Annotated in this window: 13 protein-coding genes and 1 pseudogene; 10 read left to right on the forward strand and 4 right to left on the reverse strand. The window is 46.5% G+C overall.

What is annotated here, in order from left to right:
* Positions 1 to 165: 165 nt before the first annotated feature.
* Positions 166 to 1,551 (reverse strand): transcriptional regulator, encoded by a 1,386-nt coding sequence (locus QP794_RS08505; protein ID WP_285075817.1) that lies wholly within the window; start codon positions 1,549 to 1,551, stop codon positions 166 to 168.
* Between the two features lie 422 nt (positions 1,552 to 1,973).
* On the opposite strand from QP794_RS08505, the gene QP794_RS33150 reads away from it, so the two are divergent.
* Positions 1,974 to 2,234: a helix-turn-helix domain-containing protein gene (locus QP794_RS33150; RefSeq protein WP_350338860.1), complete on the forward strand. Its 261-nt coding sequence runs from the start codon at positions 1,974 to 1,976 to the stop codon at positions 2,232 to 2,234.
* A 644-nt stretch (positions 2,235 to 2,878) separates the two neighbouring features.
* Here QP794_RS33150 and fni read toward each other — a convergent pair.
* The 3 genes and pseudogenes from fni to QP794_RS08520 all read right to left on the reverse strand — a co-directional run bounded on the left by fni (position 2,879) and on the right by QP794_RS08520 (position 5,618).
* Positions 2,879 to 3,946: a type 2 isopentenyl-diphosphate Delta-isomerase gene (gene fni, locus QP794_RS08510; RefSeq protein ID WP_285075818.1), complete on the reverse strand. Its 1,068-nt coding sequence runs from the start codon at positions 3,944 to 3,946 to the stop codon at positions 2,879 to 2,881.
* A gap of 338 nt (positions 3,947 to 4,284) precedes the next feature.
* Positions 4,285 to 4,467: pseudogene (locus QP794_RS08515) on the reverse strand (phytoene desaturase family protein); the annotation flags it as partial.
* A 203-nt stretch (positions 4,468 to 4,670) separates the two neighbouring features.
* Positions 4,671 to 5,618, reverse strand: coding sequence for a MerR family transcriptional regulator (locus tag QP794_RS08520; protein ID WP_285075819.1), 948 nt, complete (start codon positions 5,616 to 5,618; stop codon positions 4,671 to 4,673).
* Positions 5,619 to 5,874: 256 nt separating this feature from the next.
* Between QP794_RS08520 and QP794_RS08525 the strand changes: the two genes are divergently transcribed.
* The 9 genes from QP794_RS08525 (at position 5,875) to moaA (ending at position 17,361) form a co-directional block, all read left to right on the forward strand.
* Positions 5,875 to 7,350 (forward strand): phospholipase D family protein, encoded by a 1,476-nt coding sequence (locus tag QP794_RS08525; protein ID WP_285075820.1) that lies wholly within the window; start codon positions 5,875 to 5,877, stop codon positions 7,348 to 7,350.
* 126 nt (positions 7,351 to 7,476) lie between these two features.
* Complete coding sequence (locus QP794_RS08530) at positions 7,477 to 8,100, forward strand: TetR/AcrR family transcriptional regulator (protein WP_285075821.1); 624 nt, start codon at positions 7,477 to 7,479, stop codon at positions 8,098 to 8,100.
* A complete protein-coding gene (locus QP794_RS08535; protein WP_024632750.1) occupies positions 8,097 to 8,438 on the forward strand; it encodes a DMT family transporter in 342 nt (113 codons plus the stop codon). Before QP794_RS08530 ends, QP794_RS08535 begins: the two co-directional genes overlap by 4 nt.
* Complete coding sequence (locus tag QP794_RS08540; protein ID WP_285075823.1) at positions 8,438 to 8,752, forward strand: DMT family transporter; 315 nt, start codon at positions 8,438 to 8,440, stop codon at positions 8,750 to 8,752. Before QP794_RS08535 ends, QP794_RS08540 begins: the two co-directional genes overlap by 1 nt.
* Positions 8,753 to 8,931: 179 nt before the next feature.
* Positions 8,932 to 9,066 (forward strand): hypothetical protein, encoded by a 135-nt coding sequence (locus QP794_RS08545; RefSeq protein ID WP_285075824.1) that lies wholly within the window; start codon positions 8,932 to 8,934, stop codon positions 9,064 to 9,066.
* A gap of 295 nt (positions 9,067 to 9,361) precedes the next feature.
* Positions 9,362 to 10,291, forward strand: a complete 930-nt coding sequence (locus QP794_RS08550; RefSeq protein WP_285075825.1) for a TetR/AcrR family transcriptional regulator — start codon at positions 9,362 to 9,364, stop codon at positions 10,289 to 10,291.
* 39 nt (positions 10,292 to 10,330) lie between these two features.
* Complete coding sequence (locus QP794_RS08555; protein ID WP_285075826.1) at positions 10,331 to 13,546, forward strand: efflux RND transporter permease subunit; 3,216 nt, start codon at positions 10,331 to 10,333, stop codon at positions 13,544 to 13,546.
* Positions 13,547 to 14,020: 474 nt separating this feature from the next.
* Positions 14,021 to 16,240 carry a methyl-accepting chemotaxis protein gene (locus QP794_RS08560; RefSeq protein WP_285075827.1) on the forward strand — a complete coding sequence of 740 codons (2,220 nt, stop codon included), beginning with the start codon at positions 14,021 to 14,023 and terminating at the stop codon, positions 16,238 to 16,240.
* A gap of 119 nt (positions 16,241 to 16,359) precedes the next feature.
* The gene (moaA, locus tag QP794_RS08565; protein WP_285075828.1) at positions 16,360 to 17,361 is read left to right on the forward strand and encodes a GTP 3',8-cyclase MoaA; all 1,002 of its coding nucleotides are present in this window, start codon (positions 16,360 to 16,362) and stop codon (positions 17,359 to 17,361) included.
* Positions 17,362 to 17,577: the final 216 nt, after the last annotated feature.

Genomic DNA, 17,577 nt, shown 5'->3' on the forward strand with positions numbered 1-17,577 from the left:
AATTGGGCATCATTATCCTGAACACGGCAAAAAGACACCCTCACAAAAAAATGCCCTTCACAGCAGGCGCCTAGATCTAGTCTGCTTGAGGGAGCATTGCCAAGAAAGGGTGTAGTTTGAGGAAAAATTTATTAACCTCCAAGTTCGATTACTTCTTAATTAGATTTATGTTTTTTTATTTAACTTGTCCAGATTATATAGTCTCTGAATCTTCTCTATAAGCGCTGCTGCACTTGGCTTAACCCCACGTCCAGTTGTAAAGTACTGAAAATCTTCAAACAGACCTAAACAGTCAAGCAAACCATCTTTATTCATATTTTCAATCGCAAATTCCATACCCCTGCGGATAAATTCAACACCTCTATCATAGTCCATATGCGTTAGATAATACGTTCCTAATCCCGCCAGCAAAATACCATATTGATCATTCGTATACTGTTCATTAATTTTTCCGATTCGGCTGCTCTGTTCCTTATAAACAAAATAAGGCTCATACTCTTCAAGAACTGAATCAATATTCATATCATAGCGGTTCGCTGCAGTCACAATTGCACACAATGCAGGAAAAACCTCTTTTTTCCTATTAGAGATGTAATTTAAATAGTCTTGAATTACATCTGTCTCACCTGACAATATTTTAAACAGATAGTAATTTCCCTCTGCCCATTCTCGAAACTGATGAATAACAACCATTTCTTCTTCGCTAGGATCTTTAATCAAGCTACAATCGGCATACATAGAAACATACTGAAACGCCTTTTCATATTCTTCATATTGATAACAAACCTCAGCGAGTGCCAGATAAGAGTATAACACGTAAAAAACAATCTTCTTTTTGGTCTTCGTTTCTACTTCTCTTTTAGTTTTCTTTAGCTCATATTGGATTATTGCTTTTACCTGTAACTGTTCAGCATACCCCTTCACCCTATCCCATCTACGTAAGGAAGCATATACATTGATTAAGTCGTTCAATCCATCAAACTGATAAGGTTCGTCAAGACGATCTACAAATAACTCAAATTGTGTTGCTAGGGAAAGATTATTTATCTGATCATTGGAGAGCCCTATCGTGAACAGGCGATACTGACTTAAAGCCAAACGTTCCGAATGTTGCATTTTCTCGCTTTCAGCTACACAGCGATATAGAGGTTTTGATGCCTCCAGCTTCCCTTCATGATATAACTGCTCGGCCAACTCGAACAACAGGGAGGCATAAGATAGATTATCTATCATTTTACCAACAATTTTTTCCATATACTCTATCTTGCCAAGTTCCGCACACCGGTACAGAAAGGGTCTAAGTCGTCGCCAATCCGGGCTTATAAGCACCAAAAATTCATTTATGTATAATTCATATAAATAACCTTCAGACAGACCCATACGCGCAGTAAGTTGATCCAACTGTTTCATGCCTATTGGACGAAGTCCTTTCAACGTCCCACTCAACGTTCCAGAGTTAATCCCCGATATCTCTGAAAAACGACTAAGAGTCATATTGTTGCTCTTTAAGTAGTCTTCTAAATAATCACGTATTGTGGTTACTGAGTTCAAGGGGTCACCGCCTTTAAGCAAAAGTTAAGCCAGCTCAATAAAATTATACTATATTTTTGAATTTAATATCAATATTTTACTTGTAAATAATTTACTTTTGGTATAATGATAATTATCTTCAATTTTCGATGGTTGTACAGAATGGCTCCAATGGTGATAGGAAATTTCATTTATCTCCATCAATATAAAAATGATCTATATGTTCAACCTTCTGTACATGCTGAAGCCATAATTTACCTTAATTCACAAAAAATATATAGCGTTCATTCAGGACACATCCTTGGAAATATACAATTCTCGATCTTGTTCAAAGGGGCCGAGTACAATCGAAGCAAGTTCAAATCACTTGAGTTAAAGACATAATGAAACATTTAACGTTAGATTATGATTAAAGTGAAAGGCGGAATTGCTATGTCTATAAAATAAGATTAGGCTATACTTTAGATGAAGCTGGCGTCACAAAAAATGTACTAGCAAGGGAAGCAAAAGTTAGACCTAACCTCATATATGATTTGTGCGAAGGAAAAACAAAAAGGCTTGATTTAGATACCTTAAATAATATCGTGAACACTCTTCGGGCAATGACAGGGAATGGGCTATATAGTTCACCTTCTACTTTCAAAGAGAAACCAAAAAACCGTCCATTATTACTTTGGACGGTTTTTTTGGTGTTACTGCTCTGACTTCTGATTATGTAAAAACGAGCATGAGAAATGTATGACGCTTTAAGAATTTAATTATATTGGCGCTCCATACGGAGTGCGACTACATTGATGATCAGTTTGTGATGACAGCATCAGTTATTTCAATCCACGCACTCCATACAGAGTGCGACATGAGAGGCAGCTTGCGGAGGTCCCGACCTTGGTATTTCAATCCACTCACTCCATACAGTGTGCGACGTTAACAGAAAAAAAGAACGTGCAGATCCTTTGGAATTTCAATCCACTCACTCCATACAGAGTGCGACTCACCAAGCAATGACGCAGCTGCTGTATGCGTGATATTTCAATCCACTCACTCCATACAGAGTGCGACGTTGACCGTACAGATGTCCCGACAACTGTAACCGGTATTTCAATCCACTCACTCCATACAGAGTGCGACAGCGAAAACACACGTAATAAAGTTGCAAAATTTAGACATTATTACGTGTTTCCAATAATTACAACAAATCTTATTTACATTTATGATAAAAAACAGCCTAAATTGAACATTGGTGTTGCCAAAAGGTCACAAAAAAGTCGTTTTCGACAAACTTCGAGGTGCGAATCCCCCAGGGAAATCGTGTGAGCTTAGGGTTCGTACCTCTATTTCATTCCTCCATCTAACGCCGTTGCACCAGACGTGGCGTACCCTGCAAATCCTCGATCCGCCCTGCGCCAATCCCGAACATCACAGTACGCAGTTCGAATTCGACTTGCTCCAGACGTTGATCCAGCGCTTCTTCCGAAGATACTGCGGATTCGAGCAAAGATCGACCGAATCCGGCCAGATCCGCACCAAGCGCAAGTGCTTTGGCTGCATCCACACCGTTATATAGTCCACCGCTGCCAATCAGAACACCATCCGGGTTCAGCGCTCTCACTTCCTGAATGCACTCCGCTGTCGGAATGCCCCAGTCTGCAAAGGCTTCCGCTGCCGCACGACGTACCGGATTGGAATTCCGGAACTTCTCGACTTGCACCCAACTGGTGCCACCTGCTCCAGCTACATCGATAAAGGCCACACCTGCTTCGTATAATCGCTGCGCCGTAACTCCATCGATGCCAAAGCCCACTTCCTTCACACCAACAGGCACATCCAATTGACGGCATAACTCTTCGATTCGATGAAGTAATCCGCTAAAATCTGTATTGCCTTCAGGCTGGAAAATTTCCTGCAAACTGTTCAGATGAAGCACGAGCATGTCCGCACCAGCAATATCCACTGCCCGCTGGAAATCTGCAGTGCAGAAGCCGTAATTCAGCTGCACCGCACCGAGGTTCGCAATGACCGGAATGTCCGGTGCCCAGCGCCGTACATCAAAGGTAGTGGCCAGTTCAGGCTGTTCCACTGCAGCCCGGATCGAACCTACGCCAAGCGCCCAGCCTCTGGCGTTCGCTACACGCGCCAGCCGTTCGTTGATGGCGCCCGTGGTTTTGCTTCCGCCCGTCATCGAGCTGATGAGCAGGGGTGTACGCACATTTTTGCCCATAAAAAAAGTGTCCAGACTTACATCATCAAAATTCAGTTCAGGTAACGGGTTATGACGAAAAGCATACCGCTCCATTCCACTGGTTACTCCTTCTCCTGCAACATTCTCCTCAAGACAGAGGCGCACATGCTCCAGCTTCCGTTCTCCCGTAGCCACCTCGGGAAGCAGCCGTTCGCCGGCTCGCTCTTGTTCATTCATGATGAGACCTCCTTATGTGAGAACAGTGCTGATGGACAGGATAATTGCCAGTTCCGGCTATGTTCCGTTTAGGGTTTCGCCCAATGCAGCAGTGAGATTCTCGGAAATAGTTCTTACTTATTATGTAACGTACAATTGATATGAATTGGATCTATATTATAAATGATTTTCATGCACAACGCGTCAACTCTACCCAGTATAACGTTCTGACCCCGCTATGGAAAGGGTGCCCCGAAACCCGATAATATCTTGAATTCCGAGGGTCCACCTTATATTTGCTATGAAAATATATGGAAGCTAAATCAGCCATTCTGTTATATGAAATCCTCACCCACATCTTACCGTCCGATTTCAGATGCAAGCTGCGCCCCTACAAGCTGCCCGGATAACGTCACAATCGGTGTCCCGCCCCCCGGATGCGTCGTTCCGCCTACGTACCATAGCCCTTGCACATCCTTGCTTTTGTTGCCGGGACGCATGAAGGTCTGCTTCACCGAGTTGGATGAAATATCGTAGATTGACCATTTCCACCGACTCGCTCCTGCCGCTCCAGTATAGTTATTGCTGATTCGGTATCATGCCACTCAAAAAAATGACCCACTGGTCAAAATACGTAAATAAGAATTAAATGCAAAAAACACCCCTCGCGCTCTTGCGTCAAAGGATGTCCTGTATACACGAACCTATACAATTTATTTTTAGACTCATTTCAGAAGCATGCCACTCAATAGCTTAATCCGGACGGCCGCTCTGTGAAATACTCACGTTCCATCCACGATTGCCAATCCGCTGAATTTTCGGGCATAATCCATTGTGGGTAACGGGCGTTCTCTGCACGCTCATACCCTTTACCTCCAAGTACAAAGCGCATATGCGGGAACTCGTCCGCAATTCGACCCACAAGCAGATCGCACTGCTCAAGGAGTTCGGAGCTGGTAACCGAAAGGCAGACCAATCTGATTTTCTGCTCCCGAATGATTGGGAATATCCCCTCCTCCGGCGTGTTGGCTCCGAGATACAGCACTTCAGCACCATTTTTGCGCATAAACAGCGAGAACAACAATAATCCAACCTGATGATGCTCCCCTTCCGGGCATAACGCCAGAACTTTAGGCAGATGCGGATAGATCGGGAACAGATGGAAAAACTGATAGAAGCGCTGCGAGATCAGCTGTGTCATGAAATGCTCTTGAGCAACTGAAGCTCTGCCCTGTTCCCATGCATCTCCTACCCGAACGAGTATGGGAACCAGCACATGATAAAACATCGAATCATATCCGTACATGGTGAAGCCAAAATCAATCAGCCCATTGGCCCGTTCCCCCTGGAAATTGTATAACGAGTCATAGATCTGATCGGCTATACGTACATATGCCTCTTCCAACGTGGGTACGGGGGCCGTTAACGGCGTAGGCATAGCAGCTTCAGGAGGTGGGTTGGTTTTGTTCACCTTAAGCATACGAACCGCTTCGGAGATATTGGTCTGATGCTGTTCTACCTGTTCTTTCAACCAGCGCAGATCGGCAACATTCTCATCCGTGTATAAGCGATAACCCGATTCCGTCCGCTCAGGGGTGACCGCACTATATCGATTCTCCCAAGCCCGGAGGGTTACCGTTGGAATACCCAGCATGGCAGCGACTTGTTTGATGGAATACACCTTATTACCCACTTTCTTTCCTGAAATAGCTCCAATTCACAGGTTAAAAACGAAGCCTGGTCCCGTCATTGTCAGGTATATGAAAATCCGAACATTCTACAAAAACAATACGCTTATTATACACAACAGTCATATTACTGTCGATGCATCCGTCCTATTCTTGGATCTCGATCTACCTCATAAATGAAATAATGCTTCAGGCTCTCTGCGTCAACGTTGTCATTCGGGTGGTAATAGAAGTCAGCAAGTTCAGAAAGGGGAGTTATTGTTGTTTTCTAATCGCCGCAAGACATCAGACCGCAAGTCTTCACGCGGCAAATTTCCATACATACGAACAGGTCTCGTACTATTGGTGCTATGGCTCATTGCCGTCATGCTCTACCAGACCTATAAACCGTTACCATCCGGCATTTCTTATGAAAGTCCGGAATACCGTGTGGATCAGGTACAATTTCTGCATGATCTGACCTATCCCTCCGCTGATGGACAGATGGAGCATGAACAGCAGATCTTCCAGCGCATGCTTCAGGTTGTTGAGGACGCGGAACAGTTCGTGGTGGTTGATATGTTTTTATTCAATAACTACCAGCACAAGGGTCAGCAATTTCCACCCATCAGCACCGAGTTTACGGAAACCCTGGTTGCCAAAAAACTTCAGAAACCGGATATGGACATCTGGTTCATTACGGATGAAGTGAACACCAACTATAACTCTGCACCCAACCCGTTACTGGAGCAGATGAAACAGGCCGGAATTCACGTGGTCATTACAGATGTGGACCCTTTACGCGACTCCACCCCTGTCTACTCCGCTGTGTGGCGCACCTTCTTCCAGTGGTTTGGACAATCCGGGAAAGGCTGGATTCCGAACCTGATGGCATCCGATGGTCCGGATGTCACTGTACGTTCCTACCTTAAATTGCTCAATGTGAAGGCCAACCATCGCAAAGTTGTGGTCAACGAGAAGACGGCTATTCTCTCTTCAGGCAATATTCATGACGCCAGTGCCTACCACTCCAACATTGCTTATGAAATAACCGGACCGATCATTGGAGATATCCTTGAGTCGGAGCAGGCTGTGCTGAATTTCTCGGGTGGAGGAAAGCTCCCATCCTATACAGCTCCTCCCACAGATCCGAATAAGGGGGATTTGCGAATTCGCTATCTGACCGAGGGCAAAGTGAATGACGCCGTGCTAAACGAGATTAATCAAACGGTAAAAGGTGATACCCTGTGGATGGGCATGTTCTACATCGCTTCACCCAAAGTATTGGACGCCCTGCTTGAAGCCTCGAAACGGGGAACCGAAATAAGGCTAGTGCTCGATCCGAACGAAAATGCCTTTGGTCAAGAGAAGACCGGCATTCCCAATCGCCCTGTAGCTGCGGAGTTGCATGATAAATCGGATGGCAAAATCAAGATTCGCTGGTACAACACAACCAAGGAGCAATATCATACCAAGATGATGTACATTGCCAAAGCTACCGGAGATCATATCGTTCTTGGAGGATCGACCAACTTCACTCCCAGAAACATGAATGATTATAATCTGGAAAATGATCTATGGGTTGCTGCGCCACCAGATAACTCATTTACTCGAGATATCGCCGCTTATTTTGACCGCATATGGAATAATGAAGATGCCGAGTTCACCCTGAACCTGGATGAATTTCAGGAAAAGACTACATTTTTGAAAGAAATCGTATATAAGCTGCAGCTGATTTTAGGTTTAACAACCTTCTAATTGAAAACGAAATTCCAAGCATAAACCCGCCTGTACACTATCGTGCAGGCGTTTTTTTGTGCCTTGACAGGGAATGTAAAATGTGAAAATATAGTTTACCTAACGACCGTTAGGAAGGTGATATTAATGACTGCACATTCGATTCGGGATGCAGCCCTGTTCCATTTTGCAAGAGATGGATATGAAGGGGCCTCCTTAAGAGCTATTGCTGACGAAGTCGGGATTAAAAAACCGTCCATATATGCACATTTCAGCGGCAAGGATGACCTGTTTTTGCACACCCTTGCGCATGCGTTCAAGGATGTTCAGCGTCGAACGCTGGAATACTTCCGTGATCACGCCGATCTCCCTCTGGAGCAAAGGTTGAAGGGTTTGCTGATATGGTTTGAGCAAGAGTATAACTGTAACGCTTCTGCCCGCTTTATGCTGCGTATGTGCTACTTCCCGCCGCTTTCGCTATACAGTGAAGTCATGGATATGGTGTACCCGTTTCTGGACGGTATGGAGCGGTCACTGTCACGACTGCTGCAAAGGGCGACGCGTAAGGGAGAACTACAGGCTGTTCCGGCGGAACTAGCTGCGATTGCTTTTATGACTTTTCTCGATGGCATCACGGTTGAGATTATCTATGGAAGTTCACGTCGATACAGAAGACGGATTGAAGCTTCCTGGCCTGTCTACTGGCATGGCATTCATCATCTGAAACAAGAGGCACGGTCCGTTGTGCCGAAAGGAGATTCATCATCATGAACCGCAACTGGTTATATGTATTTATCGGAGGACTCATTGAGATTGTATGGGTAAGTGGGCTGAAACACGCCTCCAATGTGTGGGAATGGGCTTTGACGGCCCTGGCCATCATCCTCAGCTTTGGATTAATCATTGCTGCTTCCAAAAGATTGCCTGTGGGTACGGTATATGCCGTATTTACGGGGATTGGTACCGCTGGTACGGTACTGACCGAAATGCTGCTATTTGGTGAAGCATTCTCGCTTGCCAAGGTTTTGCTCATCGGCTTGTTGCTATGTGGTGTGGTCGGACTGAAACTGGTCACGGATCAACAATCGGCAAAAGGAGGTGAAGCATAATGGCTTGGATAGCAATTGTGGGTGCAGGCATATGTGAAATTTTTGGTGTCATCGGCATTAATGGTGCTTCTTCCCGGAAGGGCTGGCCTTATATCGTGCTCATGCTCGTATCCTTCGCGATCAGCTTCTCTCTGTTATCCTATGCGATGACCTCCATTCCCATGGGCACAGCGTATGCGGTATGGACTGGAATCGGCACGGTGGGCAGTACGTTAACAGGTATGTTCCTGTTCGGTGAGCGGAAGGAAGCCAAGCGGCTGCTCTTTATAGCCATGATTTTGGTGGCGGCAATTGGATTGAAACTGATTACGTAAAAGTTATCGGCTTCGTACTCTCCGTTATCAGCGATTTTTAGAGATTTTTAACTTCACTTCAATAATCTCATATAAATTAATGATTAAAAAAGACGACTTCAATCAGGAAGTCGTCTTTTTGGGATATGATGTAAATAGGAAACCACCCTACACTCTGTTACGTAAGAAAGGATGTCGTGATGATGAAGAAATGGTTCGCGCGCATGGGTTCTTTTACCGGATACATATTCCTGGTCGCTGTGGGAGCCTTTTATCTGATTGCTCTTGCAGCCATTATTCTTCTAGCTATTTATGTCTTTAAGGGCGGAACCTGAAATAGATCATTTTGAACTCATCAACCTTAGTCTGCTCGTCCAACCTTGATACTCGTGATTATCCTACCTATTGCAATGAATATATCGTCGCTCGTTATCAGCTACTATCTTGTCTACATGACGCAGGAAATATGCTCCAGACCCCTTATGTTATCCCTTCTTCTTTTTCCATTTCTCTCCCATTTGAATTCCATTGTCCATATCGTTTATACTTGGTTTGACCCTAAAGTCAATTCAAGAACTCGAAAGTTCCGCAGGTGAGGTGAATGTATCGTTAATGAACCCTATCCATGAAATGAATGAAAAGAAAAAGCTCATTATTACCACAGCACTCAAGCTGTTCTCAGCCAAAGGCAGTGCTGCAACTTCGATGCAGGAGATTGCAGAGATATGCGGGATGTCGAAAGGCAGCCTCTACCTTATGTTCAAATCCAAAGAGGAATTAGAGGCCAGTACGATGGAGTACTGCATATTCACACTCATGGATGAAATGTCACAGATTGAACATGAAACGGGGCTCACTTCAAGAGAACGTCTGCATAAGCAGATTGAAACACTGCTTGTCCATGTATCCGAGCTGAAGGAATTTTTACGCGTGCAAATGCGCAGCATGATGATGGATGAAGAGCAGCATCGCAAGGAAAAGTGCAACCCGCAGCACAAGGATTTGGAGATCCGTACCCTGCACTGGTTTAAGGGCAAACTGGAGGATCTGTACGGACCGGAGATTGAACCCTATACCATAGACCTTATTTTGCTTACACATGGTCTGTTCCTCTCCTACGTCAAAATCTGGTTTACGGAAATGCCTTCCCTTACCGTATCCAAGATGGCAAGCAACATGCTGCAAACGATCGATTATGCAGCTCGCGGATTGCTAGATCAACGCCCTGCTCCTTTGGTTCCTTTGGAACATTGGCCCGCATGGAGCAGCGATTCAGATACAGATTCCACAGTGATGCGTCATCCCATTCACATCATCAAACAGATGAAGGATATCATCACTTCGGATATGCCTCCAGGGCAATTACGCAACGATGCATTGGAGACCATCGCCATCCTGAGACAGGAGATGATGGAATTCACACCGCGACGTGCCATTATTCTGGGCATGATGCACAATCTGGATCACATTCCTGTCATCCAGCCATTGCACTCCGAGCTTCAGCACATTATGGATGCCATGTATAGCCGGTTTATCCAGGCTGACTCGTCACAACAATAAAGAAATACAGGGAGAACAGAGAGGAGAAGAAACCACCGTATGAAAGGGATTATCAATTTTTCACTGAACAACAAGTTTGCGATCTGGATTCTGACCATCATCGTTTCCTTCGCCGGTTTGTACAGCGGACTGACGATGAAACAGGAGACCATTCCAAACATCAATGTGCCATTCCTGAATGTTACGGCCATTGATCCAGGGGCTGCTCCGGAAGGTATTGTGGAGGATGTCACCAAGCCATTGGAACAGACCTTAAGAAATGTTGAGGGAATTAAGACACTCACCTCCACCTCCATGGAGAATGCCTCTTCCATTACTCTCGAATTTGATTATGGTACCGATCTGAACAACGCTACAGCAGCGGTACGCGAAGCACTGAATGAGGTGCAGCTGCCTGACGGCGTACAGAAACCAACCATCTCCAAATTCAGTATCAACTCCTTCCCGGTTGTCTCGCTCAGCTTGTCCGACAAGGACGGCGGCGATCTGGAACAACTGACTCGACTGGTTGAAACGGATATCCAGCCTGCACTCGAAGATATTGACGGAGTAGCTCAAGTTCAAGTATCCGGTCAGTATGTCAAGGAAGTTCAACTGAAGTTTGACCAGAAAAAAATGAATGAACTAGGCTTGACTGAAGACACAGTCAACGGCATCGTTCAAGGTTCTTCTGTACGTGTACCACTGGGACTGTTCGAACTGGATAAAGCACAGAAAGCTGTTGTTGTTGACGGCAATATCATCGATCTGGATGATCTGAAAAATCTCGCTATTCCGGTTGTACCAAGCGGTGCGGGAGCAGGCAGTGGCTCAGCCACAGCACCACAAGGCGCCGACGCACAAGCTGGCGGAGCAGCTCAAGGTTCTGCACAAATTTCTGACCAGGCTGCAGGACAAACCGCTGGCGGAAATGCCAGTGTAGGTAGCAATGCTGCCGCTAACGCCCCTGGAATTCCAACGGTTAAATTAAGCGAGATCGCCAAAATTGAAGTCATTGGTCAGGCGGAATCCATTTCCCGGACAGACGGTAAGGAATCCATCGGGATTTCCATCGTCAAGTCCAATGATGCCAACACGGTTGATGTCGTCAAGGCGGTTAAAGACAAAGCGGAAGAGTTGCAGACGCAGTTCAAAAACGCCGAGTTGACTGTTTTGCTCGACCAGGGTAAACCGATCCAGGACTCCGTAAACACGATGTTGTTCAAAGCGATGTTTGGTGCTTTGTTCGCCATTTTGATCATTCTGTTGTTCCTGCGTGATATTCGTTCCACCATTATTTCTATTATTTCCATCCCGCTCTCCTTGCTCATTGCATTGACAGCACTGAATATGATGGACATTACACTGAACATGATGACACTGGGTGCCATGACGGTTGCGATTGGACGGGTTGTCGATGACTCCATTGTCGTTATCGAGAATATCTATCGCAGACTGACACTCCAGGGTGAAAAACTCAAAGGCAGTGATTTGATCCGGGAAGCCACCCGGGAAATGTTCATTCCGATCCTTTCTTCCACGATCGTAACCATTGCGGTATTCCTGCCGCTCGCACTGGTGAGTGGTATGGTCGGTGAGCTGTTCATGCCATTTGCCCTGACCATGGTCTTTGCCTTGCTGGCATCCCTGATTGTGGCTGTTACGATTGTACCTATGCTGGCACATACGTTGTTCCGCAAAGGTCTGAAGAACAAAAAGAATCATGATGAAAAACCAGGCAAGATGGCGGAAGGTTACAAACGCCTTCTGAACTGGACATTGTCACACAAACTCGTTACGGTCGGCGTCGCTGTATTGCTGCTGGTCGGCAGTTTGTTCCTGTACCCGTTCATCGGTGCAAGTTTCCTGCCGGAACAACAGGATAAATATGTGACCATTACGTACAGCCCGGAAACTGGAGCTTTGCGTGAAGACGTTGAGAAAGAAGCGCTTGTAGCTGAGAAGTGGTTGCTGACACAGCCGGGTCTGGAGAAAATGCAATACTCTATCGGCGGAAGTAATCCACTGAGCAGCATGGGTGGCGGAAGCTCCAACTCTGCCCTGTTCTATATTGAATACAACGAAGATACGAAAGATTTCACCCAAGTGAAAGAACAGCTTGTGGAAGGTCTGAAAAAGGAAGTAACTGTAGGAACCTGGAGCGAGCTTGACATGTCCGGGGGTCTGGGAGGCAGCAGCTTGAGCCTTTCTATCTATGGTGACAATGTAGATCAGATCAAACCTGTTTCGGATGAAATCCTGAAACTGGTTGAAGCAGATACCGAATCCTTTGAAAAAGCGGACACCACACTTTCCGATACCTACGGGCAGTACACGCTCGTCGCGGATCAGGAGAAACTGAGCTCGCTGGGTCTGACTGCAGGCCAACTAGCCATGGCGCTTAGCCCTGCACGAGAACGTCCTGTGCTCACGGAAGTGGATATCGACAACAAAACGTATAAAGTATATGTAGAGACAGACAAAAAGTCTTTCAACAGCATTGCTGATATTGAAAACGAAAAAGTGACTTCGCCGCTCGGCATCGAAGTACCTATCAAAGATGTCGCGAAAGTGGAAGAAGGCACCTCGCCGAACTCCATCATGCGTATTGACGGTAAAGTCGTCGTTCAAGTGTCAGCCAACATTCTGGCATCCGATGTGCAAAAAGCTTCATCCAACTTGCAGGCGAACATCGATAAGCTCGATCTGCCTGATGGTGTTGAAGTGAAATTTGGCGGTACAACTGAACAAATCAATGACACGTTTACGCAACTTGGACTTGCGATGGTAGCTGCCATTGCGATTGTATACTTTGTGCTCGTTGTTACATTCGGCGGCGGACTGGCGCCATTCGCCATCCTGTTCTCTCTGCCGTTTACCATCATTGGTATTATGGTCGGCCTGTTCGTGGCTGGCGGTACGCTTGATGTATCTGCCATGATGGGTGGACTGATGCTTATCGGGATCGTGGTCACCAATGCCATCGTCCTGATCGACCGTGTTATTCACAAGGAAAAAGAGGGTATGCCTACCCGTGAAGCCTTGCTGGAAGCCGGTGCAACACGTCTGCGTCCAATTCTGATGACAGCTCTGGCTACCATTGGTGCCTTGCTGCCACTGGTTACTGGACTCGAAGAAAGCGCAGGGATCATCTCGAAAGGTCTCGGCATTACCGTAATCGGCGGTCTGATCAGCTCCACGCTTCTGACGCTGGTTATCGTGCCAATCGTGTATGAGTTCCTGATGAAGTTCAAAAAGAAAAGAATCGAAGATTAATCGACACCTTCTGTTGATCGAATTAGATCACCATTCAGAATTAAGATGAGCTTCTAACTTAGAACACCCCTTAGTCCACATTAGAATGATTTGTACATTCTGATATCCGGCTAAGGGGTGTTTTACATTTACCTTGGTAACACATGAACACAGAAAAACCCTCTCCAAACAAAGACGCATAATCATTTGCATTTATTGGATAAATATTCGGAAAATATGACATATACCCTCGTATTCTTGTTGATTTTCTTGTATAAACATTGATAACAGCATTTTGTATCATTCCATTCAACTCTTTGGATTGATACAAAATGCTTATATAGAAGGACGTGAAATCCCGTTCGATACGGTGTCTGGCTTCGGAATATGAAGGCGGTCTCATCCATTCCGGTCCATCGCCCATACTGGCTGGAAAATCGCGTTTCCGCACAGTTTCGCAAAGGAATTTTAAAATCAGAAAGCGGGGTGGTCCGTATGTTTGATTGGTTGGGATGGAGAAAAGGGTGGCCGCTGTGGCGGTCGTATCGATTGAATGCAGCTATTCAGCAGGATGTGGAGGAAATCTTTGAAGGGATCGCGGAGACAAGGCGGCAGCTTTTGATGGATTGGGCTGAGGAGCAGTGGAATCATCTGGACCGATTGCTTCAGCAAGTACGGTCCGTTCAGCCGCAGGGTGTGCTGCAAGGCAAGGAAGATGTAAAGGCATTGGACATATGGTTCGCTGCAAGTTATACCCGCGCTTCTGATAGTACTGAGATTTTTATGCTGAACGAGCAAAACCAGGTTGTATTTTCTACATATAAGAAACATATTGGACAAGTCTACGAAGATGGAGCTTTGATGGGTCCCGGGCTGCGTTATACCCAAGCAAATGGCAGCGGTCAGAAGTGTCTGTATGGCCCCTATTCTGATCCACTCACACTAGAAATCGGACCCCGTTCTTCTACTTTTCACGATGATGTAACCTTGATGTTTATCGTACCAATCATGGAAAATAGCCGCTGCATCGGCACCCTGTGCAATCGTGTGCCAAATGATGTATTGGGCGATCTGATCCAGCGAGAATCAGGCCACATCTACCCCGATTCCGGGGACAATTATCTCTTCATGGCCGAATCAAGATTGCGCCCCGAACTGCAGCCCGGAACCGCCTTGTCCCGCAGCCGCTTCGAGGATCATACGTTCACCCATGGGGAGAATCTGAAAGACGGTGTAACCACCGAATGGGGCGTTGTATCCGTTAATGAGCATACCGAATTGGAACTGATGTTTACTGATCCCTCCACCAACGATCTGCATCCCGGTGTAGCAAATACCATTCGAAATGGCTCCAATCTGTTTGTAGCTTACCCGGGCTATTCGGATTATCGACATATTTCGGTTATTGGCAAAGGCATCACGTTCCAGCTTCCCCACTGTCCAGATCTGTGGGGCATGATGTGTGAGGGCGATCTGGAGGAAGTGTATCGGATACGCAGCATGGGGTGGCGTCAATTCAAGCAGCACAGCATGTACATCCTGTTGTCAGGCATTGCGGGAGCGGCACTTGTATATGCGCTGACTGGAAGCGCATGGAGCGCAGCAGCCATCGCTGCCTTCAACGTCATTTATGGATTCCTGACTGCAAACCAGCTGCAACGAAAACAAGTTCGACGGGTTCAAGAGGATTTGCGCCGCATCAGCCGATTTATTCGAATTAACGCCGAAGGCAAGGGGGATCTGACCCAGCGTCTGGATACATCCGTTTTTGCCCAGGATGAATCGGGTGAACTGGCAAAATGGATAAACAACATGATCGACTCTCTTGAAGGAATCATGCTCAAGGTACAGCTTGCCACCGTGGATGTGATGAACAACCAGCACCAAATGCGGGCATCAACGGAGACTACACAAGGGACGACCGAACGTGTAAATCTCAAACTTGGCTCCATGATTCAGGGGATACGCAAACAGCTTGAGGATCTGGATCAGGCCAAAGTAGCTGCCGACGAAATGCGCCTCACCCTGCAGCAGCTTGAAGTGTCTGCCACAGAGCAAATTGACGTTGCTCGCCAGGAAGTGGAACGCATCGGTGATAAAATGACCCAGATCTCGGGAGCCGTATCCGACACCAATCATACGATTCTGTCCTTTATGGCGACCATGCAGGACATCTACCGCGCACTTGCTGTCATTGATGAAATTTCGGCACAGACGAACCTGCTCGCACTGAATGCTTCCATTGAAGCAGCCCATGTTGGCGAACATGGACGCGGATTCGCCGTGGTTGCCGGTGAAATTCGCAAGCTGGCCGAACTATCCCGTTCCTCCACCGAAGATATCCATCAGATTCTGGATAATATCTCTGTAGCGGCAGGCGCAGCTTCACAATCCATCAAGGAAGGCGATCAGGTGCTCGCTGAAGGCACCACGCTCGTTCAGGCTGCTTCCCAGTTACTCCAAAGTGCTACAGCTGAAGAACCTCAACGAACACAGGTTGTGGATCAGGTTGTGGTGTTGATGGAGAACATCGCCGCCATTAGCCACAAAAACCGTTCCACATCTTCCGAAGTAGAAGCCGAGATGATTGAACTAATTAACGACATGCTGCACGTTCAGCATTCATCGCACAATGTAGAAGCCATCACGGTCTTTTTGCAACAACTTGTCGGACAATTCCAGCTGACTCATCCCGATAAAAACGCGATTACCTGACGTCATCATTGACGCGGATTGGAGAAGTAGCTAAAATTTGATGCAACTGTTCGTTTAGACCTTGTCGGTTCATTTTATATAGAAGCTTTCCAATCTGAATCAATGAAAGGGTGGTCTGCATGGAAATGCTCCAGGATTCTTTTGGCAGAATACATGACTACATCCGTATTTCGGTTACGGACCGCTGTAATTTGCGTTGTGTGTACTGTATGCCCGAGGAAGGCATGGAATTTGCCCCGCATGACCAAATTATGAGCTATGAGGAAATTGCCCAGGTGCTCAAAGTGTTGGCTCCTATGGGAATGCGCAAAGTCCGCCTGACCGGAGGCGAGCCGCTGGTACGGAAAGATTTGCATAGACTCGTAAGTATGATCTCGGCCATTGACGGGATTGAAGATATTGCTTTGACGACCAATGCATTGCTGCTGGACAAACAGGCGCGAGCTCTGAAAGACGCCGGACTGAACCGGATTAACATCAGTCTGGATTCCCTGCAGGCGTTCCGTTTCTCCATGATTACTCGCGGCGGGGATGTAAACAAGGTACTGAAAGGCATAGAAGCTGCCACGGCCGTTGGACTTGCTCCGATCAAGCTGAATGTCGTCTTAATGAAAGGCATCAATGATGATGAGATTAAGGATTTCATTGCCATGACCATAGATCAGCCACTGCACGTGCGCTTCATTGAATACATGCCGATTGGGCAGGCTTCCGATTCATGGCGCAAATCGTACTTGCCGCTGGAGGCTGTCACGGATGTATGTGCAGAAGCGGGTTGGACGGTGGAAAGTACAGCGGGGCCGGCAGGGAATGGCCCATCTCGGAATATGAAAATTGCCGGTTCACATGGTACATTCGGATTGATTCATCCGGTGAGTGACCACTTCTGTGACAACTGTAACCGTCTTCGCCTTACAGCAGACGGGCATATCAAAGCATGTTTGTACTGGTCGGATGAATACAATGTTCGCCGCTTCGTGGATGATCCCGATGCCATGGCAGCACTCTTTCTCAAGGCTCTTGGCACTAAACCGAAGAACCATGAAATGGCACTGGCATTGGAGCAAAAAATGCAAAGTCATACGCCGACGGTACGACGCATGTCCCAAATCGGCGGATAAACAGGCATTTTACTCCCGAATACATGCGTAATGATACTCATCTGCATGTATCTGAACAATCCAATATCCATAAACAACATGACCTGCTTTACGTAACTTTTGTGTGGATCATCGTTATACCCCAAGCTGCTGAAGGACCCAAGGCCCTCAGCAGTTTATTTGTCACTTCATCATCCCATGGCCTAATAAGGTCAATTGATCTTCCTGATTTCATGA

The sequence above is a fragment of the Paenibacillus sp. UMB7766-LJ446 genome (genome assembly GCF_030226665.1).
Taxonomy (GTDB): domain Bacteria; phylum Bacillota; class Bacilli; order Paenibacillales; family Paenibacillaceae; genus Paenibacillus; species Paenibacillus vandeheii.